Below are 24,253 nucleotides of genomic sequence, written 5' to 3' on the forward strand. Positions count from 1 at the left end.
GTATCGGCGATGCGGGCCGCGCTTTGCATCGGGTACCCTTCCCCAATGGAACCTCTGGATTCACTCAATCTATGGACGGAGCGGCTGCGTGACCGGGCGCGTACGGCGACCTTCGCACGCTTCCTGTGGCGCCGCTTCATCGACGACCGCCTGTTCCAGGCCGCCGGCTCGCTGGCCTACACCACGGTGTTCGCCCTGGTGCCGCTGGCGATCGTCGTGTTCGGCGTGCTGTCCGCATTCCCCATGTTCGACCGCTGGAGCGAAGCGCTCAGCGACTACGTGTTCTCCAATTTCGTGCCCTCGGCCGCGCGTGCCGCCGAAGGCTACCTGCGCCAGTTCTCGGCCAGCGCCGGGCAGCTGACCGCGGCCGGCTTCATCGCCCTGGTGGCATCGCTGCTGATCACCCTCAACAGCATCGAGCAGACCTTCAACCGCATCTGGCGGGTGGCTTCGGCACGCCCGCAGTTGACCCGCTTCCTGGTGTACTGGACGGTGTTGACGCTGGGCGCCTTGCTGGCGGCGGCGTCGTTGGCCGTTTCGGCCAAGGTGCTGTCGCTGCCCCTGTTCGGGACCAACGAAGGGCGTTGGCTGGCCGACCTGGGCCTGCGCCTGGCGCCGGTGCTGATCGAATTGGCCTGCGTGATGCTGATCTACCGGGTGGTGCCGCACCACTCGGTGAAGTGGCGGCATGCCATCCCCGGCGCATTGCTGGCGGTGGTGATGCTGGAGCTGGTGAAGTGGGGCATGGGGCTGTACCTGGGCAGCTTCCAGTCCTACCAGAAGCTGTATGGCACGGTGGCCTTCGTGCCGATCCTGTTGTTGTGGATCTACCTGGGCTGGGTATCGGTGCTGATGGGGGCCTCGCTGGCCTCCTCGATCGCTGCCTTCCGTTACCAGCCGGTGGCGCTGCGCCTGCCGCAGGGCTGCGAGCTGTACGGCCTGCTGCGCCTGATCGGTCGGTTCCGCGAGGCGCGCCAGGACGGCAAGGGGCTGGACGAGGAACAGATCCTGCTGCTCGAACCGATGCTGACCGACTCGCTGCTGCAGCAGCTGCTCGAGCAGATGGAGCGCATCGACCTGCTGCGCCGCGACGAGCGCGGGCAGTGGCTGCTGGCGCGCGACCTGGATGGCCTCAGCCTGGCCGAGCTGTACGAAAGCTCGCAGCTGCGCATCCCCGTGGCCGAGGAATACCTGCCATTCCGCGATGACCTGCTCGGGCAGGCCGCATGCCGCGCGCTGGATGAGCTGCGCGTACCGCTGCGCACCCTGCTCAAGCGCCGCGTCGACGATATCTATACATCTTCCGGAGAAACCTGATGAACCGCACCCTCGTTCCGTTCGCCGTGCTGGCACTGGTGCTGGCCGGCTGCACGCCGCAGGCGCCCACCGCCGCGCCGGAGGCGGCGACACCTGCTCCGGCCGCACCGGCTGCACCGGCCAACGCGCCGGTCGAAGCGGTGCAGCAGACCGCGGAGTTCCCGCAGTTGCAGGTCGCCACCGTCGACGGCAAGACCTACGACCTGGCCAGCCACCGCGGCAAGTGGGTGGTGGTCAACTTCTGGGCGACGTGGTGCGCGCCGTGCCTGCAGGAAATGCCGGAGCTGTCGGCATTGCACGCCATGCGCAGCAACGTCGAGGTGGTGGGGCTGGCCTACGAGGACATCGAGCTGGACGAGATGCAGGGCTTTCTCAAGGCGCGGCCGGTGGCTTATCCCATCGCCATCCTCGATGTCTACGACCCGCCCAAGGACTTCGCGACCCCGCGTGGCCTGCCGATGACCTACCTGATCGCACCGGACGGAAAGGTGGCCAAGCAGTTCGTTGGCCCGGTCAACGCGCAGGAGATCGAGCAGGCCATCAGCGCGGCCGGCGGCAAGGCGGCCTGACCCGGCCCGCGGAACGCGCCGACGTAGGCCGGGTTCCCAACCCCGCCCATGTGCCATGGCGGGGGCGATGCGGTTGCCGGCAGGCCTCAATCGATGCCGATCGGCACCGACGCGATCGGCTTCACCACGCCGTACTTTTCCTTCTTCGGCTTGCCCGGCAGCGGCGGCAGCGCGACCAGCGGCTCGTCGACGCGGGTGTCGGGCAGCCGGTCGAGCAGGTCGCGGATCAGGGTCAGGCGGCCATGTTTCTGGTCGTTGAAATCCACCAGCGTCCACGGCGCGTGGGCGGTATGGGTGGCCTGCAGCATGGCTTCGCGTGCCGTGGTGTAGTCGGCATAGGCAAGCCGTGACTTCAGGTCCACCGGCGAGAGCTTCCAGCCCTTGAGCGGATCCTCGCGGCGCTCGGCGAAGCGCTTCTCCTGCTGCACCTGGTCCACGCACAGCCAGTACTTGAACAGCAGGATGCCGTCGTCCACCAGCAGCTTCTCGAACACCGGCGTCTGCTGCAGGAAGGCGTGGTACTGGGCCTGGGTGCAATAGCCCATCACCTTTTCCACGCCGGCGCGGTTGTACCAGCTGCGGTCCATCAGCACGATCTCGCCGGCGGCCGGCAGGTGCGCGACGTGGCGCTGGAAGTACCACTGCGTGTCCTCGCGCTCGGTGGGCTTGGGCAGGGCGACCACGCGGCATTGCCGTGGGTTCAGGTGCTTGGCCACGTCCTGGATGACGCCGCCCTTGCCGGCGGTGTCGCGGCCCTCGAACAGCACCAGGATGCGCTGCCCGCAATGCTGGGCCCAGCGGGCCATGTTCGCCAGTTCCAGCTGCATCGGTTCCAGCAGCTGTTCGTAATCCTTGCGCTTGAGCTTGCCCATGATGGCTCCCGGTCTGGAATGCCGAGACTAGCGCAGCCCTGTGTCAGCCGGCGTCATCGCCCTGCCAGCCATGCCCATGGGCCAGGCCGTGCAGCAGGGCGGTGAAGTCCTCGGCAAACGCGGCCATGTCGAACAGGCCGGATTGCTCGCGGGCGATCGCCAGCTGCCCGCGCACTGCCTGCAGTGCGTCCGGGTCATTGCCCAGCGCGATGGCGGTGGCGACGAAGGTGGCGTCATCGGCGACGTTCATCGCGTCCAGCCCGAGGTGATGGTTGAGGCTGCCGGCCACCCGCGCGGCGAAGGTCTGCCCGGGCGTGGTCAGCACCGGGCAGCCGGCCCACAGTGCATCGGAGGCCGTGGTGTGTGCGTTGTAGGGGTGTGTGTCCAGGAACAGGTTGGCGTGGCGGTAGCGGGCCAGGTACTGCGGATGCGGCAACTTGGGCATGAACACCAGCCGCTCCGGATCAATGCCCTGCTGGCGGGCAACCTGGCGCAGGCGCTGATCGGCCTGGCCGGGGCCGGACAGCAACCACAGCACGCTGCCGGGCACGCCGGCCAGCACCTGCAAGAACCGGGCGACGCTGCGCGGATTGAGCTTGTAGCTGTTGTTGAAGCAGCAGAACACCACGCCCTGTGCGGGCAACCCGCACTCGGCGCGCGTCGGCGCGGGCTCCACCTTGCGGGTGTTGTCCGAGGGCTGGAAGGCGCGCGGCAGGCGCAGCACCTTCTCGCTGAAGCCCGCTTCGGCCGTGTGCGGCACGACGAAGCCGTCGGCCAGCAGGTAGTCGATCCACGGCGCGCCGGAGCTGCCGGGGTAGGCGAGCCAGTTGACCTGCAGTGGCGCCGGCCGCATCGCCAGTACTTCCGGGGTGCCGCCACCGCCCCAGCCGCGCAGGTCGAACAGGATGTCGATGTCGGCCGCGCGGATCTGCTGCGCGATGGCGGCATGCGGTTGGCCTGCAAGCACATGCAGCACGTGCGCGGCGGCCTGCAGGCGTCGCCGGATCGGGCTGCCGTCATCGGCGTTGAGGGCAAACAGCTGTACCTGCAGCTGCGGTTGCCGGCGCAGCTGTTCGAACAGCGCCACCGTCAGCAGGCCGGTGGGATGCGCGCCGAAGCCATTGGAAAGAAAGCCCACCTGCAACGGGCCGTGGCTGCGCAGCGGGCGTGGCGGCAGGCGCGGAACGGATTGCGCCAGCACCTGTGCGCGTTGGCGCGCGCAGGCCAACTGTTCGGCGGGGCTGGCGTCCTCGCTGAGGAAGGCGAATGGCTCGACGGCGGGGTTGCCGTGTGCGACCGCATCACGCACCTGGCGTGACAGCGCGTCGAGGTTGCGCCAATCACACAGGCGGCGTTGCCAGTTCAACAACTGTGCTGCCATGTAGGGCTCGTCGGGGGCGAGCGCGTGTGCGCGCCGATACGCCTCGGCGGCAGCCTCCGGCTGGTTGGCATCCTCAAGGACATGGCCCAGCCACAGCGCCATGCCCGGATGGTGCGGGGCGAGCTGGCAGGCGCGCTGCAGTAGTTCGGCCGCCTGTTGATGCTGGTTCTGCATCCAGCGCGCACGGCCGAGGCGGGCGAGGGCTTCGGGGTGGTCCGGTCGCAGGCGCAGGGCACGTTGCGCGGCCTGCTCGCCGGCCTGGATGTCACCGGCACCGAGTTCGGCATCGGCCAGCATGACCCAGGCAATGAAGTCCGCGGGTTGGCGGGTGACGGCGGCGCGCAGTTGCGCGCGTTCGCTGGAAGCGTGGGACATGGGATCAACGGCGACGGACGGTACTGCAGGGGATTCTGCCGTGCCTGCGTGGTTTTTGCTTGGGTCGCCCGGGTCGTGCAAGAAGGTCACCCGCGCGTTGCTGTTCGATCTCCATCGTTTGGCGCAGTGAAGGAGGCTTTGAAGCAAAGGCTGCCCTCACCCCAGCCATCCCGCGTGCGGGAGAGGGCAGGGCAACAGCAACAGCGGGAAGCCAGCCGGCAGTCGACGCGTCGGCCCCCTCCCTTTCGCGTAGCGAAGGGGAGGGTTGGGGAGGGGTGTTCCGCGTTTGCTTCGAAACCGTCTCCGCAGCCTCACGCGAGGCCGTAGAACAAGGCCTCAGCTGCCTTCGGCCAACCGCGCCAGCTCGTCCACCTGGTGCTCGTGCTGCAGGCGGCTCACCAACGCATCCAACTCGCCTTCGATGATGTTGGGCAGGTCGTACAGCGTCAGCCCTTCCACGCGGTGGTCGGTGATGCGGCCCTGCGGGAAGTTGTAGGTGCGGATGCGCTGGCTGCGGTCCCCGCTGCCGACCTGCAGGCGTCGGCTTTCCGCCTGCGCCGCGGCCTGTTTGCTGCGCTCGGCGTCCAGCAGCTGCGCCTTCAGTCGCTTCATCGCCTTGTCGCGGTTGGCGTGCTGGCTGCGCTCGGTCTGGCATTCGACCACCACGCCGCTCGGGACGTGGGTGATGCGGATGGCCGATTCGGTCTTGTTGACGTGCTGGCCGCCGGCGCCCGAGGAGCGGAACGTGTCCACCTTCAGGTCGGCCGGGTTGAGGGTGATGTCTTCCACGTCGTCGGCTTCGGGGATGATCGCCACCGTCGCCGCCGAGGTATGGATGCGCCCCTGCGATTCGGTGGCGGGCACGCGTTGCACGCGGTGCGTGCCGGATTCGAACTTCAGCCGCGAGTAGGCGCCGCGGCCGACCACGCGTGCCACCACTTCCTTGTAGCCGCCGTGCTCGCCGGGGTTGTCCGACTCGATCTCCACCTTCCAGCCCTGTCGCTCGGCGTAGCGGGCGTACATGCGGAACAGGTCGCCAGCGAAGATCGCCGCCTCGTCGCCACCGGTGCCGGCGCGCACTTCCAGGAACAGGTTGCCTTCATCGCGCGGGTCGCGCGGCACCAGCAGCAGCGCCAGTTCCTCGTCCAGAGCGTGCAGGCGCTGCTGGGCAGCGTTGATTTCCTCCTCGGCCAGCTCGCGCAGTTCCGGGTCGCCGCGCATGGCCTCGGCCGAGGCCAGGTCGGCCTTGGCGCGCGACTCCTCGGCCAGCGCGTTGGCCACCGGCTCCAGTTGTGCGAACTCGCGGGAGAAATTGCGGAAGCGTTCGTTGTCGGCGACCACCGAAGGGTCGGCCAGCAGACGTTCCAGTTCTTCACGGCGCTCGGCCAGGGCCAGCAACTTACGGCGCAGGGTCGGCGTCATCGGTTCTCGCTACGGGGTGGTGGTACCCGGGCGTGGCCGGGAACAGGCGCTCGGCGGCGCGGGTAAGGTCAGTATCGCCTTCCAGCGCGGCCTGGCGAAGCGCCGCGGTGGGCGGGTGCAGCAGGCGGTTGGTCAGGCCGTGCGCCAGTTGCTCGAGGACTTCATCGGCCTCTTTGCCATGGGCCAGCTGCTGCCGGGCCTTGGCCAGCAGTTCGGCGCGGGTGGCCTCGCCGAAGGCGCGCAGCTGGCGCATCGGGGCCTGCAGGCTGGCCGCGCGCAGGTTGTCCTGGTAGCGCGAGACCTGCAGGTCGATGATCGCCTCGGCCTCGGCGGCGGCCTCACGGCGGCTACGGCGGTTTTCCTCGACGGCACGCTCCATGTCATCGACCGTGTACAGGTAGGCGTCGGACAGCGTGCCCACCTCGGCCTCGATGTCGCGTGGTACCGCCAGGTCGAACAACAGCATCGGCTTGTGCTTGCGGCTGCGCAGGGCGCTGGCGACCTGGCGGTGCAGGATCACCGGCTCGCGCGCGGCGGTGGCGGAGAACACCACGTCCGCCTCGCCGAGGTGGCGTTCCAGCTCGGTCAGCGGCAACGCCACGCCACCGTGGCGGGTGGCCAGGTCCTGCGCATGGGCCAGGGTGCGGTTGGCGATCAGCAGGCGCTTCACCCGGGCTTCGCCCAGATGCTTGGCGGCCAGCTCGATGGTCTCGCCGGCGCCGACCAGCAGCACGGTGGATTCGTCCATGCGTGCGAACGAGTCCTGCGCCAGCCGTACCGCGGTGGAAGCCACCGAGATGGGGTTGGCGCCCACGCGGGTATCGGTGCGTGCGCGCTTGGCCACGGAGAAGGTCTGCTGGAACAGCTTGTCCAGCTGGTGGCCGATGGCGCCGCTGTCGTGGGCCAGCGACCAGGCGTCCTTCACCTGGCCCAGGATCTGCGGCTCGCCGAGCACCATCGAGTCCAACCCGGTGGCGACGCGGAACAGGTGGCGCACCGCTTCGGCGTCGGCGTGCTGGTACAGGTAGCCCTGCAGGTCGCCGGCATGCTGCTCCAGCCACTGCTGCAGGGCCTGGCCATCCTCGGCCACCGCGTACAGCTCGGTGCGGTTGCAGGTGGACAGCAGGACCGCCTCGGACAGCTGCGGGCTCCGGCGCAGTGAATCCATCGCGCGCGGCAGCACGTCGCCACCGAAGGCGGCGCGTTCGCGCAGTTCCACCGGCGCAGTGTGGTGATTCAGTCCGAGCACCCAGAGGGTCATCTGTTCAGTTGCTTGCGATAAGCTGCTGGCTGTTGAAGGCCGCCATTTTACGGCCCGGTTGCGCCAGATGCCCGTATTCCATCGCATATGCACCGTTCTGTTGCTTTCCCTGCCGGTTTTCCCGCTGTCGGCGGCCCCGGCCAAGGCCGCCCAGGCGCGGCCGGTGGTCGAAGCCGCGCCGCCGCTGACACCGGTCCTTGCCGGTGAATTTTCCTTGCAGGCCGGCAAGTTGCCCGATGCCGCCCGCTGGTACCTGCAGGCCGCGCAGGAAGCGCGCGGCGACGTGGGGCTGGCTGAACGGGCCACCCGCATCGCCATGCTGGCCGGTGACGACGAGCGCGCCACCCAGGCGCTGGCGCTGTGGGCGCAGCGTGATCCGGGCGCGATCGCGGTACGTGCCACCCGGGCCTCGCTGGCCATGCGCAAGGGCGATGTCGAAACCGCGCGCAAGGAACTGCTGGTGGTGCTGCGTTCCCCCGAGCCGAACGCCTGGCGCAACGCCCTGCTGGCGCTGGCCACCGGTGGGCGTGACCCGGCGGTGCCGGCGCAGGTGCTGGGCATGCTGATCGATGCCAATGCGATTCCCGAGGACCTGGAGGCCTGGCAGGAGTTCGGCCGCCTGGCGCTGCGCATGGAGCGCCCGGAGCTGGCCCAGCGGATGGTGGGCGAAGTGGTCAGGCGTTTTCCCGAAGAGCCGCGGGTGGTGCTGCTGCACGCCACGCAGTTGAACCAGGCGGGCAAGAAGGAGGAGGCGCTGGCGCTGCTCAAGGACATCGAGCCCAAGGCCGCGGCCGACGTCGAGCTGCGCAATGCGCTGGCCATCGCCTACGACGCGCTCGGCGAGCCCAAGGCCGCCGAACAGGTGCTGGCGCAGGGCGAGCAGGACCTGCACAGCTGGGGCATGCGTGCCTCGCTGATGGCCAAGCAGAAGGACGATGCCGCGCTGCTCGCGCTGTACGAGGACATCTCGGCCAAGGCCAGCAAGCCGGACCCGGAGCAGCGCCTGCTGCTGGGCAAGATCGCCGAGTACCTCAAGCGGTACCAGGAGGCGGTGGACTGGTACCACGGCGTGCCCGGCGGCGACCAGCGTGGCGAGGCGCAGCTGCGCGCGGTCAACGCGCTGCATCTGATGGGCGAGAAGGCCCAGGCCTTCAAGGAAGTGCATGAGGTGCAGGGTGATGCTTCCGTCGACGATGACGTTCGCCGGGACGCCTACCTGCTCGAATCGGACCTGCAGCAGCGTGACGGCGACAGCGCCGCCGAGGTGGACGTGCTGACCCGCGGCCTGTCCGCCTACCCGGATGACAGCGCGCTGCTGTATGCGCGTGCATTGGCCTGGGAGCGCAAGGACGACGTGCCGCGCGCCGAGGCGGACCTGCGCAAGATCCTGGTCGCCGAGCCGGAAAGCGTGGCCGCGCTCAATGCGCTGGGCTACACCCTGGCCGATCGCACCCATCGCTATCAGGAGGCGCTGGAGCTGATCGAGCGTGCGCGCGTCGCCGAGCCGGACAACTCGGCCATCATCGACAGCTATGGCTGGGTGCTGTACCGGCTGGGACGCAACGAAGAGGCCCTGGTGCAGCTGCGCCGCGCCTGGAGCCTGACCAAGGATCCGGAAGTGGCCGCGCACGTGGGTGAAGTGCTGTGGGTGACGGGGCAGAAGGAAGAGGCGCGGCGCTTCTTCGACGAGGCCCGCAAGCTGGATCCGGACAACCGCGCGCTGCTGCGCGCGATCGAGAAACTGGGTGTATGAATCAGATGACGTGGCGGGCGCCGTGGGTGCTGGTGATGGCCGGGGTGCTCAGCGCCTGTGGCTCGGTTTCAACGCGGCAGGCATCGCCGGTCACGCCGGAAGTGGCCGAGGTGTCGGCGCAGGCGCAGGCCGCCGAGCAGGCCCGGCGCGATGCGCTGCGCGCGCAGCCGGCCTGGGCGTTCCAGGGGCGCGTGGCGATCAGCAAGGGCCGTAACGGCGGCAATGGTCGGATCGACTGGCAGCAGCAGGGGGGCGGTTACCAGATCAGCCTCGCCGCGCCGGTGACCCGGCAGAGCTGGCAGCTGAGCGGTGGTGACGGTCAGCCGGCCCGCCTGGAAGGGCTGGACGGTGGTCCGCGCAGTGGTGACGACGCCGGCCAGGTGCTGGCCGAGGCGACCGGCTGGGAGATCCCGGTCGAGCAGTTGCCGGACTGGGTGCGAGGTTTGCCTGCACAAGGGGCCATCGCCCCGGAACACCTGGGGTTCGATGCCGAAGGGCGCCCGCGCGTGCTGCGGCAGCAGGGCTGGCAGGTCGATTACCTGGACTGGTACCCGGCCGAAGCCGGCCGGCCTGCACTGCCGCGCCGCATCGAAGCGGTCAATGGCGACGCCAAGGTGCGCCTGATCGTCGATGAATGGAGCATCGGCGCACCATGAGCCTTCGTCCCGACGCCGCAGGCTGGTCGTTCTGGCCGGCCCCGGCCAAGCTGAACCTGTTTCTTCACATCACCGGGCGCCGCCCCGACGGTTACCACGTGCTGCAGACCGTGTTCCGGCTGCTGGACTGGGGTGACCACATCGGCCTGCGCGTGCGTGAAGATGGTCAGGTTCACCGCGAGGGGCCCTCGGTGCCGGGTGTGGCCGAGGTCGATGATCTGGTGGTGCGCGCGGCGCTCGCGCTTAAAAGTGCCGCCAATTGCGCCAAAGGTGTCGATATCCGCGTTGAAAAGCGCATTCCTGCGGGCGGTGGGTTCGGCGGTGGCTCATCCGATGCCGCCACCGTGCTGGTCGCCCTGAATGCGCTGTGGGGCACGGGGCTGGACGAGGATGCGCTGGCCACCCTCGGTCTGGCGCTGGGTGCCGACGTGCCCGTGTTCGTGCGCGGCCGCAGCGCCTGGGCCGAGGGCGTGGGCGAGGAACTGCTGCCGATCCGGCTGCCGCAGGCCTGGTACGTGCTGGCCGATCCGGGGGTTCACGTGCCCACGGCTGAACTTTTCCGTTCGCCGGATTTGACGCGGGATGCCGCGCCCGTGAAAATAGCGGACTTCGCTTCCGGGACCGTCCTCGGGAATGCGTTCGAACCGGTGCTGCGGCGTCGGGAACCTGCCATCGAGGCGGCGTTCCTGGCCCTGTCAGGTATCGGTCGGGCACGGCTCACGGGGTCGGGAAGCGGTTGTTTCGTCGAGTTCGCCACGCGCGCTGCCGCAGAGCAGGCATTGGCGGAGTTGCCGAAGGAACTGCGGGCTTGGGTGGCCGCGGGTGTTGACCACTCGCCACTGCTCGATGCGCTGGAGACGACGGGAATAGTTTGATGCAGGGGCGTCGCCAAGAGGCCCAAGGCACCAGGTTTTGATCCTGGCATTCGTAGGTTCGAATCCTACCGCCCCTGCCATTCCTTTCCCTGTGGTTGTAAGCGCAACGGATGTGCGCGCCCCGGAACACGCATCATCTCTGCAGTAACCCGCCGATCCTTTCGCTACTCGTCCCCCGCCCGAGAGAGCTGTCATGCAAGACTCCCCGAACCTGCTGGTCTTTTCCGGCAATGCCAACAAGCGCCTTGCGCAAAGCATCTGCAAGGAGCTGGGGGTCCGCCCGGGCAAGGCCCTGGTGTCGAAGTTCTCCGACGGTGAAGTACAGGTCGAGATCCAGGAAAACGTCCGCAAGCAGGACGTTTTCGTGGTGCAGCCGACCAGCGCGCCGAGCGCGGAAAACCTGATGGAACTGCTGGTGATCATCGACGCGCTCAAGCGCGCGAGCGCCGCCTCCGTCACCGCGGTGGTGCCGTACTTCGGCTACGCCCGCCAGGATCGCCGCATGCGTTCCTCGCGCGTGCCGATCACCGCCAAGGTCGCCGCCAAGATGTTCTCGGCCGTGAACACCGACCAGATCCTCACGGTCGACCTGCACGCCGACCAGATCCAGGGCTTCTTCGACATGCCCGTGGACAACGTGTACGCCTCGCCGCTGCTGCTCGCCGACATCTGGCGCGCCTACGGCACCGACAACCTGATCGTGGTCAGCCCGGACGTCGGCGGCGTGGTACGCGCCCGCGCCGTGGCAAAGCGCCTGGATGATGCCGACCTGGCCATCATCGACAAGCGCCGTCCGCGTGCCAACGTCGCCACCGTGATGAACATCATCGGTGACGTCGAGGGCAAGACCTGCGTGATGGTCGACGACATCGTCGACACCGCCGGCACCCTGTGCGCCGCCGCTGCCGCCCTCAAGGCGCGTGGCGCGCTGAAGGTCGCCGCGTACTGCACCCACGCCGTGCTCTCCGGCCCGGCGGTGGACAACCTGAACAACTCCCAGCTCGACGAGCTGGTGGTGACCGACACGATCCCGCTGTCCGAGGTGGCCCGCGTCTGTCCCAAGATCCGCCAGATCAGCGTGGCCGAGATGCTGGCCGAGACGATGCGCCGCATCGCCTTCGGTGAGTCGGTCAGCTCGATGTACGTGGATTGATTTTCCGGTCCCTGGCACCCGCCGGGGATCACAACAGGCTCTTCTGGTCGCGGAAGAGTCTTTACGCAGCGCCGCGAGGCGGTGCATCAACCTAGAGTAGTCAACAATGGCAAAGTCTCACGAAATCAAGGTCGCCCGTCGTGACGTGCAAGGTCAGGGTGCGAGCCGCCGCCTGCGTCACGCTGGCGTGGTGCCGGGCATCGTTTACGGTGGTGATCGCGAACCGGTGAAGGTTCAGTTCAACCACAACGAAATCTGGCTGGCCCAGTTCAACGATTGGTTCTACTCGTCGATCATCGACCTGAACCTCGACGGCACCATCCACAAGGTGCTGCTGCGTGACATGCAGCGTCACCCGTACAAGCAGCTGGTCATGCACCTGGACTTCCAGCGCGTGAACGACAACGAAGTGCTGCACGCCTCGGTGCCGCTGACCTTCATCAACGAAGACACCTCGCCGGCCGGCAAGTCCGCCGACGTGCTGGTCACCCACGAACTGAAGGAAGTGAGCATCGCCTGCTTGCCGAAGGACCTGCCGGAGTCGATCGAAGTCGACCTGGGCGAGCTGAAGGCTGGCGACATCATCTACCTGTCGGGCCTGAAGCTGCCGGCCGGTGTGGAAATCCCGGCGCTGAAGCTGGGCAAGAGCCACGACGACGCCGTGGTCATCGCCAAGACCGCCGGCGCTGAAGAAGCATCGGCCGAGTAATCGGCAATGCCCGGTCCGCCCTTCGGGGCGGGCCAGGCAGATGATTCGTACAGATGACTGGATTGCGATTGATCGTCGGCCTGGGTAACCCCGGCCCCGAGCACGCCCGGACCCGGCACAATGCCGGGTTTCATTTCGTAGAGGCCCTGGCACAGCGGCAGGGCGCGCGCTGGACGCTGGAAAGCAAGTTGTTCGGCGAAGTGGCCAAGGTCGAGATCGGTGGCCAGTCGGTCTGGCTGCTCAAGCCGTCGACGTTCATGAATCTTTCCGGCAAGTCGATCACCGCCGCACAGCGCTTCTGGAAGATCGAGCCCGAACAGACCCTGGTCGCGCACGATGAACTGGACATGCCGCCCGGCGTGGCACGGCTCAAGTTCGATGGCGGCCACGGTGGCCAGAACGGCCTGCGTGACACCATCCGCCTGCTCGGTCACGGCAAGTTCCATCGCCTGCGCCTGGGCATCGGCCATCCCGGCCACAAGGACCGCGTGGTGGGCTGGGTGTTGAACCGCCCGTCGCCGCAGGATGCGGTGCTGATGGACCAGGCCATCGATGCGGCCATCGACGTGATGCCGTTGGCGGTGGCAGGGGATTTCAATGAGGCCATGAAGCGGTTGCATACCGCCCGGCCATGATTGCGGCTTGCGGTTTCCCGGGCGATGGCCCGCGGGAGAGCGCAAGCCGGAATCTCGAATCGTGGAGTTAGCATGGGTATCAAATGCGGCATCGTCGGTCTGCCCAACGTCGGCAAGTCGACCCTGTTCAATGCACTGACCAAGGCGGGCATCGCCGCGGCCAATTTCCCGTTCTGCACGATCGAACCGAACGTCGGCATCGTGCCGGTACCGGATCAGCGTCTGAACGAACTGGCCGGCATCATCAACCCGCAGAAGGTCGTGCCGACCGCGGTTGAGTTCGTCGACATCGCCGGCCTGGTGGCCGGTGCCGCCAGCGGTGAAGGCCTGGGCAACAAGTTCCTGGCCCACATCCGCGAAGTGGACGCGATCACCCATGTGGTGCGTTGCTTCGAACACACCGACATCATCCACGTCGCCGGCCGCGTCGATCCGATCGCCGACATCGACACCATCGACCTGGAACTGGCGCTGGCCGACCTGGACAGCGTCGAGAAGGCGCTCAACCGCGCCGAGCGTGCCGCCAAGGGCGGCGACAAGGAAGCGACCGCGCGCAAGCCGGTGCTGGCCAAGCTGCAGGCGGCGCTGTCCGACGGCAAGTCCGGCCGCAGCGTCGGGCTGGACGATGAAGAAAAGGCGCTGGTGCGCGACCTGTTCCTGCTCACCCTCAAGCCGGTGATGTACATCGCCAACGTGCTGGAGGATGGCTTCGACAACAACCCGCACCTGGAGGCCGTGCGTGCGCGTGCCGCCACCGAAGGTGCCGAAGTGGTGCCGGTGTCGGCGGCCATCGAGGAAGAGCTGTCGCAGCTGGACGACGAAGACCGTGACACCTTCCTGGCCGACCTGGGCCTGGAAGAGCCGGGCCTGAATCGCGTGATCCGTGCCGCCTACAACCTGCTGGGCCTGCAGACCTACTTCACCGCTGGCGTGAAGGAAGTCCGTGCATGGACCGTACGCAAGGGTGCCACCGCACCGCAGGCCGCGGCGGTGATCCATACCGATTTCGAAAAGGGCTTCATTCGCGCGGAAACCATTTCCTACGCCGACTTCATCAAGTACCGCGGTGAAGCCGGTGCCAAGGAAGCCGGTCGCCTGCGGCTGGAAGGCAAGGAATACCGTGTGCAGGAAGGCGACATCCTGCATTTCCGCTTCAACGTCTGATTCGCGGACGTTTGCCGCATCACAAGGCCCCGCACCGCGGGGCCTTGTTGTTTCTGCCCGATGGTGCCCGCGCACGATATGGCGAATTATTGATCAGTGGTTGAAGCGCCTTGTCGCGCAAGGGTTGCAAGCACTTATCCACATGCTTCTCCCATCGCTTTCCACATGGGGTGTGGAAAACCGTCCGAGTGCTGGCATCCATCCCCTCCCTCTGGCGAAACCAAGGGGAGGGCGGGGGACGAGGCGCTCGCTGCCGGTGCCGGGATTGCACGCTGGCGAAAATATGATCACGCTTTCGAAACCCTTGCAGCGCAGGGGCTGCACGCGGTTATCCACACGCTTCTCCCATCACTCTCCACATGCCATGTGGAAAACTGCATGCGCACCACGGTTTCCCCCGGCAATGCAGCGTCCACGCCGTGATCAGCGGCAGGTTCCCGCCTGGTACGCGACAACGCAGACTGCGATCACCGGAACAGATCCGACGCCAGGCAGAACGAGATCAGTTCCTGGTCGGTGCGCGTACCCAGCTTGCGCATGGCGCTGACCTTCTGCGTGCTGACCGTCTTGATGCTGCGGCTGAGCAGGCGCGCGATATCCCCCACCGAGCGGCCGTTGGCGAACAGGCGCAGCACTTCGAACTCGCGTGGCGACAACCGCGCGGCAGGCGTCATGGATACCGCGGCGCGGTCAGCCCATGTCTGCTCCACCGGTCGGTAGATGCGGCGTGCCAGCAGCGCGGACAGCGCGAGCCCCAGTTCGGCGGAGTCACCGCTTTTCCGCACCACGCCACCGGCACCGGCGCGATACATCGCAGCGATGATCGACGGGTTGGACACCATGGTCAGCACCAGCAGGCGGCTGTGCGGGAAATGCCGCAGCAGATAGGAGACCAGCTTGATTCCATCGCCCAGTGCGTCGTTACCCGGCATGTTGTAGTCGGTGATGACGATGTCCGGGGCATGCGCATGCATCAGCGCCACCAGCGAGGAGGGGTCCTGCGCCTGGCCGACCACTTCCAGCCGGGGGTCGCGCTCGATGGCGTGGCGGATGCCGGCCAGGACGATCGGGTGATCGTCAGCGATCACTACGGTTGCGTGCATCAGCGTCCTCCGTCCCTGCTGCGGGCATCGGCGCAGGTGGCGACGCTGCCGGGCCGGCCGTCTCCAGCTGGCGCAGCGCGCCCTCCAGCCGGAAGACGAATGTGTTGGTTGAATCGATGGCATCGGCCCAGGGCGCAGCACCGGCCACCTGCTGCTCGGCGAGCTGGGCGGCATCGGCCAGGCCGACGGCCGAGACCACCACCAGCGCGCCTCGGATCCGGTGCAGCAACTGTGAGGCCAGCGGGCGCTCGGCATCGGCCATCGCCACACCCAGTTGGCCGATGTCCGAATGCATCGTGTCGAGGAACACCTGCAGTACGTCCGCTGGCACCTGCAACGCCTCCGTGGCCGTGCAGGAAGCAGGCGTGAGGGCGGGTTCCCGCACCGCAGGCCGGGCGGGCAGGCCAAGCGTCACCAGCTTCGCCTGCAAGGCTTGCAGGGTGATGGGCTTGAACAGGCAGTCGTCCATGCCTGCCTCGTGGCAGAGCACGCGGACTTCGGGCGTGGCGTTGGCGGTGGCGCCGATGATCGGCGTGGAGATGCCGACCGCGCGCAGCCGACGCGCCAACGCGTAGCCGTCGAGCCGCGGCATGTTGATGTCGCTCAGGATCACGTCGAAGTCGCGTGCGCGGCAGCAGGCCAATGCCTCGCGGCCATCGGCGGCCAGGGTCGGCTGGCAGCCGAGCACTTCGAGCTGCTCCTGGAGCAGCAGGCGGTTGATGGGGTTGTCCTCGACCACCAGCACCTGCAACCCGAGGGCATGTCCATGACGGGAAGCAGCGGTGGGCGCAGGCAAAAGCACCCTCTGCTGCAGTTGTGCCACGCCGGCGGCGATGGCGCGGATGCTGAAGAGGCTGACGATGCGTTCATCCGGCCGCGCCGGATGAGCGATGGGCTGGTCACCGGCATCGGGCGTGGCGACCACGCGCGGGCCGGACCAGGACAGGGGCGCTGCACCGCCGGGATCGCTGTCCACCAGGATGGCGCCGGGTTCAATGGCCTGCATCAGTCCCGGCCATGGTCGCGCCGTGGCGCCCCAGCGCTGCAGCCATTGGCAGGCGCTCTCGGTCAGCTCCAGCACCGGGCAGCGCACATACACCACCGGTTCGGCGAGCAGGCGCGGCGTGTTTCCGTCCTCTTCGGCGGTGCTGGGCAGCGGCAGGCGGATGGTGAAGCTGCTGCCCAATCCGGGGGCGCTGACCAGTTGCAGCTCGCCGTGCATCTGGTCGACCAGATGGCGACTGATCGACAGCCCCAGCCCGCTGCCCTCCGCGCGATGCTGGCCTTCGACCTGCTGGAACGGCTTGAACAGGTGTGCCTGGGCCGCTACGGGGATGCCCACGCCGGTGTCGGTGACCTGCCAGCAGATGCGCTGCGTGCCGGCCTCGTCCTGCTCGGGCCAGACCCGCATCACGATCCGCCCGCTGTCGGTGAACTTGATCGCATTGCTCAGCAGGTTGCCCAGGATCTGGCGGATGCGGTCGGCGTCGCCGGTGACATGCATCGGCAGGGTCGGGTCGGTGCAGACCATGATCTGCAGCTGCTTGCGCAGTGCTGCATCGGCATAGCCGCGCAGCGTCGTCTCGGCCAGGTCCAGCGGGCAGAACGGCGCCGGACGGATGCCGAGCTGTCCTGATTCGATGCGCGAGACGTCCAGTACGTTGCTGATCAGCTGCAGCAGGACCGCCGAGGACTGCTGCAGGGTTTCCAGCAGGCGTGCCTGCCGTGGATCCAGCGAGGTGCCGGCAAGCAGTTCCAGCGTGCCAAGCAGGCCATGCAGCGGCGTGCGGATCTCATGGCTCATCGTCGCCACGAATGCGCTCTTGGCCTTGCTGGCGTTGTCGGCGGCCAACTTTGCATTGGCCAGCGCGGCCTGGATCTGGCGGTGGCGGCTGATGTCGTTGAACACGCACAGCAGTACGTCTTCATTGTGGTAGCGGGTGGCGCTGTACAGCACCTGCAGCTCGCGGCCATCGTGGGTGGTGAAGTCGCGCGCCTGCCGGGCCGCGGTGGACGCATGGCTGCTGCGGGCGATGTTGCGCCACGCCGCATTCCAGTCCTCGCCGCGGTGGTCTGCGCCCAACCAGTCGCGTGCCAGTTGGTTCTCCAGCATGATCTGGCCATCGTGGCAGCGCAGCACGCAGATGCCGACCGGCGCCATCTCCACGACCGTGCTGCCGAAATGGAAACTCTCCAACAGCTGCCGGTGCTGGTCACGTGCCGGGCCGATGATCTGGCGGTCGAGCTTCAGCGTCAGCGCGCGCAGGGTGACGGCCGCCGCCGCGCACAACAGCAGGGTCACCGCCAGGGGCAGGCCGATGTCCTTCAGCAGCCGCGCTGGACGGACATGCTGTACCAATCGCCAGTCGTCCTGGCCGATCCCCTTCAGCAATGACAGCCCGTGCAGCCATGCGAAGCCGAAGCGATCGCCCTGCAGTTCGCGCAGCCATGGGGAGGGCGGCGCTCCCTGGTCGGGGTTCGTGGCCGGCACTGGCTGTCCACTGGCATCGAGCAGCGCGCAGGCGCTGGTGGTGCCGCAACCGATGACGGCGGCGGATGCGGCGGCATCCAGCGCCAGTACCAGCCAGTGCTGCGGTACGGCGGCATCATCGATGGCGCGATAGAGGTGGATCATGCCGGGCGCCTGGGGCGAGGCCAGCCATTGCACCTGTGGCGGGCTCTGACCGGGCCCGGCATGCAGGCGCAGGCGGGTTGCATCCACGCCGATGGGGACGCCTGCGGTTTCGGTGTTGACCGGGGAGAGCCAGCGCCCGGAGGCATCAGTGCCCGGGCCCACGTGGATCAGCCGCACCCCCAGTTCCCGCAAGGTGCGCTCGGCTCGCGCGGGCAGCAGCAGCTGCAACTGCTGGCGGCTGCCAACCTGGCCCAGCGGCAGGTGCCGGACCGCGCCTTCGATCACCGGGAGGCGGGCATCCTCCGGCAAGGGCACCTGCACGACCGAATCGGCCAGGTAGTTCAGCAATGCTTCGCGCTGGTCGAAGTAGAGCTGGGTGCGGTAGGCGCGGGCGTTCATGTCGCGACGGTGCTGCGACACTGCTTCGTCCAGCTGGCCCAACAGGTAGAAGACGGCGGTTCCGAGCAGGCACAACAGCACACACAGCGAGAGTGCGCGCAGCAGGACGCTGGCGGCGACCACGGGGGCGTCCATGGCATGACGCCGGGGAAGAAGGCGGTGCATCGCTGCATGCTAGGGAGCGGTCACTGACGCGCACATCAGTGGATTCCTAAAATGCCATCCGAGGACAGGAGGCGCCGGTGGATGGCGGAAAAACGAAGCCCGCCTTGCGGCGGGCTTCGGGTACGGCAGGTCAGTTGATGATCACAGCGGCTTGCCGCCCAGCTTCCAGGTCACCTGCACGAAGTAGCTGCGGCCGATGGTGTCGAACCACGAGGTGTTGTAGTACGGATAGGCCGCCCAGGTGGCATCCTTCGGCGGCATCTTGTCGAACAGGTTGTTGACCGTCAGCGACACCCGCAGGTGGTCGGTGATGTCATACCGCGCCGCGGCGTTGAAGCGCCAGGTGGCCTCGGTCCACGCGTCGTTGTCGTAGTTGGCGACGCGGCCCAGGTAGTTGCCGAACAGGCTGGCACCCCACTGGTCACGGTCCCAGCTCACGCCCAGGTTGGACTTCACGCGCGGCATGGTGGTGTCGACGAAGGTGACGGCCAGCATGTCCTCGGTCGGGTCGCCGGGATACTGCTGGCGGGTGTGGTTGCGTGCCCAGGTGTAGCTGCCGCTGAGGTTGAAGTTGCCGATGCGGGTGGTCGGCAGGCGGTAGTTGGCGGTCACGTCCACGCCCGAGGTCTCCTCGCGGGCGATGTTGATCGGCGCGAAGTGGACGCTGGTGATGGTGCCGTCGGCGTCCCGGATGACACGGGCCAGCGCATCGACGCAGGTCGGCGAGTTGATGTCCACCGCTGCACCACTGTCGGTCACGCCCAGCCGGCAGTTGGCTTCGGTGATGCGCAGCACCTCGCGGTCCTGCGACTGCACCTGGTTCATCACCTTGATCTTGTAGTAGTCCACCGCCAGGTCCAGGCCGTCGATCGGCGACCACACGAAGCCGGCCGTGAACGACTTGCTGGTCTCCACGTCCAGCTCCTCGTTGCCGGCATAGACGTCGAGGGTGTTGGTGTCCCAGTCGCCCTCGTCGTAGCACTTGCCGTTGTTGAAGCCGGGTTCATCGGTACGGCACTGGTAGTAATCGGTGGAAACCTTGCGGTAGAAATCATCGCCGGCGAACAGGTAGTGCATGTCCGGCGCGCGGAAGCCGGTGCCGTACGAGCCGCGCACCAGCAGGGTGTCGAACGGACGCCATTCCAGGCCGGCGCTGTAGGTGAACTTGCCGGGGTTACGGTTGCCGAAGCTGTAGCGGTCATAGCGGCCGGCCAGGCTGGCTTCCAGGTTCGAGGTCACCGGCACGCGCAGTTCGCCCGCCGCGCTCCAGCGGTTGCGGCTGCCATCGCCATCGCCGTACTGCGGGCCGTAGTAGGCATCGGCGGTCAATGCCAGCGGATCGGGATTGATCGCGTACGACTGGCGGCCGTACTCGATGACGCCGGCAAAGCCCACGTCACCGGCCGGCAACGAGAACAGCGAGCCATTGTCGGCGGTGAAGCTGACGTTGTCGTTCTTCGCCTCGGGGCGGAAGGTGGACATGGCGGCGAACGAGGCAAACTGCGCCGCCGTCAGCGGGGTGTACAGGCGGGCGGGATCGGGGTTGTAGATCGCATAGCCATCGGCGTCGTAACCCAGGCGTTCGCCCAGGAAGAAGCGGTTGGCGGCGTCGGCCTTGATGCGCGGCATCTTCACGTCGGCCTTGTACTGGGAATGGTTGTAGGCCGCTTCCCAGTTCCAGTTCTCGCCGAACATGCCCTTCAGGCCGGTGGTCACCGCCAGTGTCTTTTGGGTGGTGGTGTTCATGCGGTTGCCCAGGCCGCCGACTTCCTCGGGGCTGAACTGCCGCTGCCAGATCTCGTAGTGGCCGGTGCCGGCGTTGTAGAACACCTTGTCGTTGTTGTCGGTCGAGGCGGGGTCGTGGAACTCCCAGCCCATGTTGTCGCTGACCGCATTGTTGCCGCCGTTGCCGGTCATCAGCTTGACCTTCTGGTGGCCCAGCTGGACATCGGCGAACCACGACAGCGCGTCGTTGAAGCGGTACTCGAACGAACCGTAGGCGGTGGCGCCCTTGCGCTCGTTGACGATGGTGCGATAGCCGACGACGCGGTCGCTGCCGCAGTACGGCTCGCCATAGCGGTCGGCGGCCAGCGTGGTGCTGCCGCCATTGAGCGCCCCCAGGTTCGCGCATGCGCCTTCCGGGTCCATCGCCACGTCATCGTCCACGTCATAGCGACGGGCCACCAGGTGCGGCAGCCGGCTGCGCTCGGTCGGGCCGTCGAACGTGGAATCCTGGGCCTTGCGATCGCTGCCCCACAGCGGACGCTTGTTGATCAGTTCCACGCCGACGATGCCGGTGAAGTTGCCGCGGTCAAAGCCGGTCGTCAGGGTCAGGTCATGCGATTCACCGCCGCCGCGACTGGTGTCGCCGTAGCGGTAGTCGATGGTGGTGCCATCGGTGGATTTCTTCAGGATGAAGTTGATCACGCCAGCCATCGCGTCGGAGCCGTACACGGCCGAGGCGCTGCCGGTGAGCACTTCGATGCGGTCGATCATTCCCAGCGGAATGTTGCCGACGTCGGTGAAGTTGCTCTTGCCGTTGAGCGGGAGGGGGAAGTCGGCGATGCGACGGCCGTTGATCAGCACCAGCGTGTGATTCGGTCCGAGTCCGCGCAGGTCCACGGCCTGTGCGCCGGGCGTGGACTGTGCGCCGGTGGTGTTCTGCTGTCCCTGCGTGTAGCCGTTGTTCTGGCTGAGCGCGCGAAGTACATCGGGTACCGAGGTCAGGCCGGCGGCCTTGATCTGTTCGGCATTGATGACACTGATGGGTGCGGGCCCCTCCACCTGTGCGCGCGGGATGCGCGAACCGGTGACCTGCACGGTATCCAGTTGTTGGGGCTGGCTCCCCGAAGTGGTTTGGGCCATGGCCGGTGCGGTCATGGCGAGCAGGGCCAGCTGTATCGAACACACCATTGCGTGCTTACGCATGAATCAGCTCTCTGATGAAAAGTGTTCTGGAAATCCCCCCGGCAGTTCCTGTCAGGAAATGCCGCCTACCCCTGTCAGAAACTGTGAATGGGGTTCCTGCATCTAACACCTTTTTTACATGCTTGACCACTGCCGAAAAGTCTGGCATTACGCCTGAAAGCGATTACATGTGATCGGTGGATGATGGGGATGAAACGCGTGAATTTCTGCCTTGGGCGGCTGGCGCTGGTGCTGTTGGCGCTGGGCATCGCCGGTACCGCCGTGGCACAGGCCGGTGCTGCATCGCAGAACGGTTACCGCTATTACGAGATCGGCAACCTCGACGCGCCGCGCCCGGGCAAGACGGAGGCGGCGATGCTGCTGATGGGCGGCGGCGACTGGGCCCCGGAGGCATTCCACTGGTGGGTCGAGCGTGCCGGCCATGGACGGGTGGTGATCCTGCGGGCTTCGGGCGACGATGAGTTGCAGAAGGAACTATTCAACGACGTCGGTGGCGTGACCGCGGTGCAGACGCTGGTGTTCGACAATCGCGCCGCCGCCGATGATCCGGAGGTGTTGCGCGTGGTGCGTGGCGCCGACGCGATCTTCATCGCCGGCGGTGACCAGGCGCGTTACATCCGTTTCTGGAAGGGAACGCAGCTCAATGACGCACTGAACGCGCATGTGCGGGCGGGCAAGCCGATTGGCGGCACCAGTGCCGGGCTGGCCATCCTCGGGGCCTATGCCTATGGCGCGCTGGATGGCGGGAGCGTCGATTCGGTATCCGCACTGGGCGACCCGATGGGCAGCGAAGTCACCATGGACAAGGATTTCCTCACCATGCCTTTCCTGTCCAATGTCGTGACCGACACCCATTTCGCCAAGCGCGACCGCTTGGGTCGGCTGATTGTCTTCGTCGCCCGTGCGGCCCAGGACAGCGGCAAGGGCGACATCGTCGGGATCGGCGTGGACGAGGATACGGCCCTGTGTGTGGAAGCTGACGGGCGTGCGCGGGTGTATTCGCTCAACGGGGGCTACGCCTGGCTGGTGATGCCGCAGCGCGCCGCCGAGCGGCTCAGCGACGGCACGCCGCTGGAGTTCACTGCCATCCCGGTGACCGGCGTGGGTGCCGGCAGCCGCCTGCACCTGGACGGCTTCAAGGTGGACAACGCGGCCTTCACCGCGGTGGCCAGCGTGGTCGATGGTGAGCTGCAACTGCGCCCGAACTGAAGCTGCGGTGCGATTGACCGGAAAGAAGGGGCCTCGGGCCCCTTTTTCGTGGGTCACTGTTCAGCCTGTCGAAGGCGTGCCTAGAATCGCCGTTCCTACCTGGAGTGATGAAACATGAAGCTGACTTCCGCGGTACTGCTGGGCCTGGCGTCGTTGTCTGCGGGGGCTGCCTGGGCGGCGCCGGCCTCCCCCCTGCTGGTCATCCATGGCGGTGCCGGCGTGGAGCGCAAGGGTTTCAGTGCGGAAGAAGAACGTGCGGCACGTGCGGCATTGACCGAAGCGCTGCGCCGCGGCCATGAGGCGTTGATGGCGGGCAAGCCGGCGATGGATGCGGTGACCGCCGCGATCACCGTGCTGGAAAACGATCCCACGTTCAATGCAGGACGCGGTGCCGTCTTCACCCACGACGGAAAGAACGAGCTGGATGCCTCGCTGATGGACGGCGCCACCCTGCGCGCCGGTGCCGTGGCCGGCGTGCATACGGTGAAGAATCCGATCCTGCTGGCGCGTGCGGTGATGGAGCAGTCGCCGCACGTGATGATGGTCGGGGAGGGTGCCGAGTTGTTTGCGGCCGAGCAGAAGATCGAACTGGTCGATCCGTCCTATTTCCGCACCGAGAAGCGCTGGCAGCAGCTGCAGGAAGCACTGAAGGAGGAGGCGGCGGGGCAGGCGCACGCCAACCTGGAGACCGCCAAGCACTTCGGCACCGTGGGCGCGGTGGCCCTGGATGCCCAGGGCAAGCTGGCGGCGGGCACCTCCACCGGTGGCATGACCAACAAGCGCTACGGTCGCGTGGGTGACTCGCCGATCATCGGCGCCGGGACGTACGCCAGCGACCAGTGCGCGGTGTCCGGCACCGGTTGGGGCGAGTTCTACATCCGTCTGTCGGTGGCCCATGAAGTCTGTTCGCGCATGAAGTACCTGCACGAGAGCCCCGCCCAGGCCGGTGACGAGGTCGTGGTGAAGCGTGTGCCGGAGCTGGGGGGCGATGGTGGCGCCATCGTGCTGTCCGCCGACGGCAAGGCGGCCACGCCCTTCAATACCGAAGGCATGTACCGGGGCTGGATCGGTGCCGACGGCGTGCCGCACGTGGCCATCTTCGCGGACGAAAAACTCAAGATGCCGGGCGAATGACGGGGCAGGGTAGGTGGCGCCAAAAAACTTCAACGGATGTGAAGATTTCTGTTGACAGCATGAGGGCATATCACCAGAATAGCGGGCTCACCCACCCCTGACCGGTTCGGCCAAGGTCCTAGACAAGGGAGTGGTGCGGAGGGATACCCAAGCGGCCAACGGGGGCAGACTGTAAATCTGCTGGCTTACGCCTTCGGTGGTTCGAATCCACCTCCCTCCACCAGTTTTACGTTGTGGCAGTTCCCTTGCGGGAGTAGTTCAATGGTAGAACCTCAGCCTTCCAAGCTGATGGTGCGGGTTCGATTCCCGTCTCCCGCTCCATTGAACATTATGAAAAAGCTGCCATAATAGACAACTCGCTCACGTAGCTCAGTCGGTAGAGCACCTCCTTGGTAAGGAGGAGGTCGAAGGTTCGATTCCTTTCGTGAGCACCATCTTGCTGTAAATGCCATAACCAACTTGTTACCGAGAAGAAGCAGCCATGTCCAAGGGTAAGTTCGAGCGTACCAAGCCGCACGTCAACGTCGGCACCATCGGT

Annotated in this window: 18 protein-coding genes and 4 tRNA genes; 15 read left to right on the forward strand and 7 right to left on the reverse strand. The window is 66.9% G+C overall.

The features are described 5' to 3' along the window. Positions 1-45 precede the first annotated feature (45 nt). Both AC06FE_RS19160 and AC06FE_RS19165 read left to right on the forward strand, forming a co-directional pair. The gene (locus AC06FE_RS19160) at positions 46-1,317 is read left to right on the forward strand and encodes a YihY family inner membrane protein (protein WP_192286612.1); all 1,272 of its coding nucleotides are present in this window, start codon (positions 46-48) and stop codon (positions 1,315-1,317) included. Then, complete coding sequence (locus AC06FE_RS19165) at positions 1,317-1,886, forward strand: TlpA disulfide reductase family protein (RefSeq protein ID WP_192286611.1); 570 nt, start codon at positions 1,317-1,319, stop codon at positions 1,884-1,886. Before AC06FE_RS19160 ends, AC06FE_RS19165 begins: the two co-directional genes overlap by 1 nt. An 86-nt stretch (positions 1,887-1,972) precedes the next feature. On the opposite strand, the gene ppk2 is transcribed toward AC06FE_RS19165, so the two are convergent. The 4 genes from ppk2 to hemA form a co-directional block, all read right to left on the reverse strand. Beyond that, positions 1,973-2,758 carry a polyphosphate kinase 2 gene (ppk2, locus tag AC06FE_RS19170; RefSeq protein ID WP_478073954.1) on the reverse strand — a complete coding sequence of 262 codons (786 nt, stop codon included), beginning with the start codon at positions 2,756-2,758 and terminating at the stop codon, positions 1,973-1,975. Positions 2,759-2,801: 43 nt separating this feature from the next. After that, positions 2,802-4,514 carry an O-linked N-acetylglucosamine transferase, SPINDLY family protein gene (locus tag AC06FE_RS19175; RefSeq protein ID WP_478073955.1) on the reverse strand — a complete coding sequence of 571 codons (1,713 nt, stop codon included), beginning with the start codon at positions 4,512-4,514 and terminating at the stop codon, positions 2,802-2,804. Positions 4,515-4,850: 336 nt separating this feature from the next. After that, entirely contained in the window at positions 4,851-5,936 is a 1,086-nt protein-coding gene (prfA, locus tag AC06FE_RS19180; RefSeq protein WP_313254195.1) for a peptide chain release factor 1, read from the reverse strand. Beyond that, positions 5,914-7,197 carry a glutamyl-tRNA reductase gene (gene hemA, locus AC06FE_RS19185; RefSeq protein WP_478073956.1) on the reverse strand — a complete coding sequence of 428 codons (1,284 nt, stop codon included), beginning with the start codon at positions 7,195-7,197 and terminating at the stop codon, positions 5,914-5,916. The genes prfA and hemA overlap by 23 nt, the downstream gene beginning before the upstream one ends. Positions 7,198-7,264: 67 nt before the next feature. Between hemA and AC06FE_RS19190 the strand changes: the two genes are divergently transcribed. The 8 genes from AC06FE_RS19190 (at position 7,265) to ychF (ending at position 14,142) form a co-directional block, all read left to right on the forward strand. After that, positions 7,265-8,950: a tetratricopeptide repeat protein gene (locus tag AC06FE_RS19190; protein ID WP_478073957.1), complete on the forward strand. Its 1,686-nt coding sequence runs from the start codon at positions 7,265-7,267 to the stop codon at positions 8,948-8,950. Beyond that, the gene (lolB, locus tag AC06FE_RS19195; protein WP_192286606.1) at positions 8,947-9,606 is read left to right on the forward strand and encodes a lipoprotein insertase outer membrane protein LolB; all 660 of its coding nucleotides are present in this window, start codon (positions 8,947-8,949) and stop codon (positions 9,604-9,606) included. Before AC06FE_RS19190 ends, lolB begins: the two co-directional genes overlap by 4 nt. Then, complete coding sequence (gene ispE, locus AC06FE_RS19200) at positions 9,603-10,481, forward strand: 4-(cytidine 5'-diphospho)-2-C-methyl-D-erythritol kinase (protein ID WP_478073958.1); 879 nt, start codon at positions 9,603-9,605, stop codon at positions 10,479-10,481. Before lolB ends, ispE begins: the two co-directional genes overlap by 4 nt. Positions 10,482-10,484: 3 nt before the next feature. Continuing rightward, positions 10,485-10,561 (forward strand) — tRNA-Gln (locus AC06FE_RS19205). Positions 10,562-10,674: 113 nt separating this feature from the next. Then, entirely contained in the window at positions 10,675-11,634 is a 960-nt protein-coding gene (locus tag AC06FE_RS19210) for a ribose-phosphate diphosphokinase (protein ID WP_132864886.1), read from the forward strand. 106 nt (positions 11,635-11,740) lie between these two features. Further along, positions 11,741-12,343, forward strand: coding sequence for a 50S ribosomal protein L25/general stress protein Ctc (locus tag AC06FE_RS19215; RefSeq protein WP_192286604.1), 603 nt, complete (start codon positions 11,741-11,743; stop codon positions 12,341-12,343). 53 nt (positions 12,344-12,396) lie between these two features. After that, the gene (pth, locus tag AC06FE_RS19220; protein ID WP_132864884.1) at positions 12,397-12,978 is read left to right on the forward strand and encodes an aminoacyl-tRNA hydrolase; all 582 of its coding nucleotides are present in this window, start codon (positions 12,397-12,399) and stop codon (positions 12,976-12,978) included. A 72-nt stretch (positions 12,979-13,050) separates the two neighbouring features. Then, positions 13,051-14,142 carry a redox-regulated ATPase YchF gene (ychF, locus tag AC06FE_RS19225; protein ID WP_132864883.1) on the forward strand — a complete coding sequence of 364 codons (1,092 nt, stop codon included), beginning with the start codon at positions 13,051-13,053 and terminating at the stop codon, positions 14,140-14,142. Between the two features lie 467 nt (positions 14,143-14,609). Here the strand turns inward: ychF and AC06FE_RS19230 are convergent, their stop codons facing one another. From AC06FE_RS19230 to AC06FE_RS19240, 3 genes are all read right to left on the reverse strand, one after another. Next, positions 14,610-15,245: a response regulator gene (locus AC06FE_RS19230; protein ID WP_132864882.1), complete on the reverse strand. Its 636-nt coding sequence runs from the start codon at positions 15,243-15,245 to the stop codon at positions 14,610-14,612. Next, positions 15,220-18,414, reverse strand: coding sequence for a hybrid sensor histidine kinase/response regulator (locus AC06FE_RS19235; RefSeq protein ID WP_478073959.1), 3,195 nt, complete (start codon positions 18,412-18,414; stop codon positions 15,220-15,222). Before AC06FE_RS19235 ends, AC06FE_RS19230 begins: the two co-directional genes overlap by 26 nt. Before the next feature lie 171 nt (positions 18,415-18,585). Continuing rightward, positions 18,586-21,372, reverse strand: coding sequence for a TonB-dependent receptor plug domain-containing protein (locus AC06FE_RS19240; protein ID WP_313254179.1), 2,787 nt, complete (start codon positions 21,370-21,372; stop codon positions 18,586-18,588). A 189-nt stretch (positions 21,373-21,561) separates the two neighbouring features. On the opposite strand from AC06FE_RS19240, the gene AC06FE_RS19245 reads away from it, so the two are divergent. The 5 genes from AC06FE_RS19245 (at position 21,562) to AC06FE_RS19265 (ending at position 24,149) form a co-directional block, all read left to right on the forward strand. After that, a complete protein-coding gene (locus AC06FE_RS19245) occupies positions 21,562-22,581 on the forward strand; it encodes a cyanophycinase (protein ID WP_478073960.1) in 1,020 nt (339 codons plus the stop codon). A 114-nt stretch (positions 22,582-22,695) separates the two neighbouring features. Then, positions 22,696-23,715 carry an isoaspartyl peptidase/L-asparaginase family protein gene (locus AC06FE_RS19250; RefSeq protein WP_132864879.1) on the forward strand — a complete coding sequence of 340 codons (1,020 nt, stop codon included), beginning with the start codon at positions 22,696-22,698 and terminating at the stop codon, positions 23,713-23,715. 137 nt (positions 23,716-23,852) lie between these two features. Continuing rightward, positions 23,853-23,938: transfer RNA gene (locus AC06FE_RS19255), tRNA-Tyr, on the forward strand. A gap of 24 nt (positions 23,939-23,962) precedes the next feature. Continuing rightward, positions 23,963-24,036, forward strand: a tRNA-Gly gene (locus tag AC06FE_RS19260). Positions 24,037-24,073: 37 nt separating this feature from the next. Continuing rightward, positions 24,074-24,149, forward strand: a tRNA-Thr gene (locus AC06FE_RS19265). Positions 24,150-24,253 lie beyond the last annotated feature (104 nt).

The sequence above is a fragment of the Stenotrophomonas sp. Steno-C18 genome (assembly GCF_056393195.1).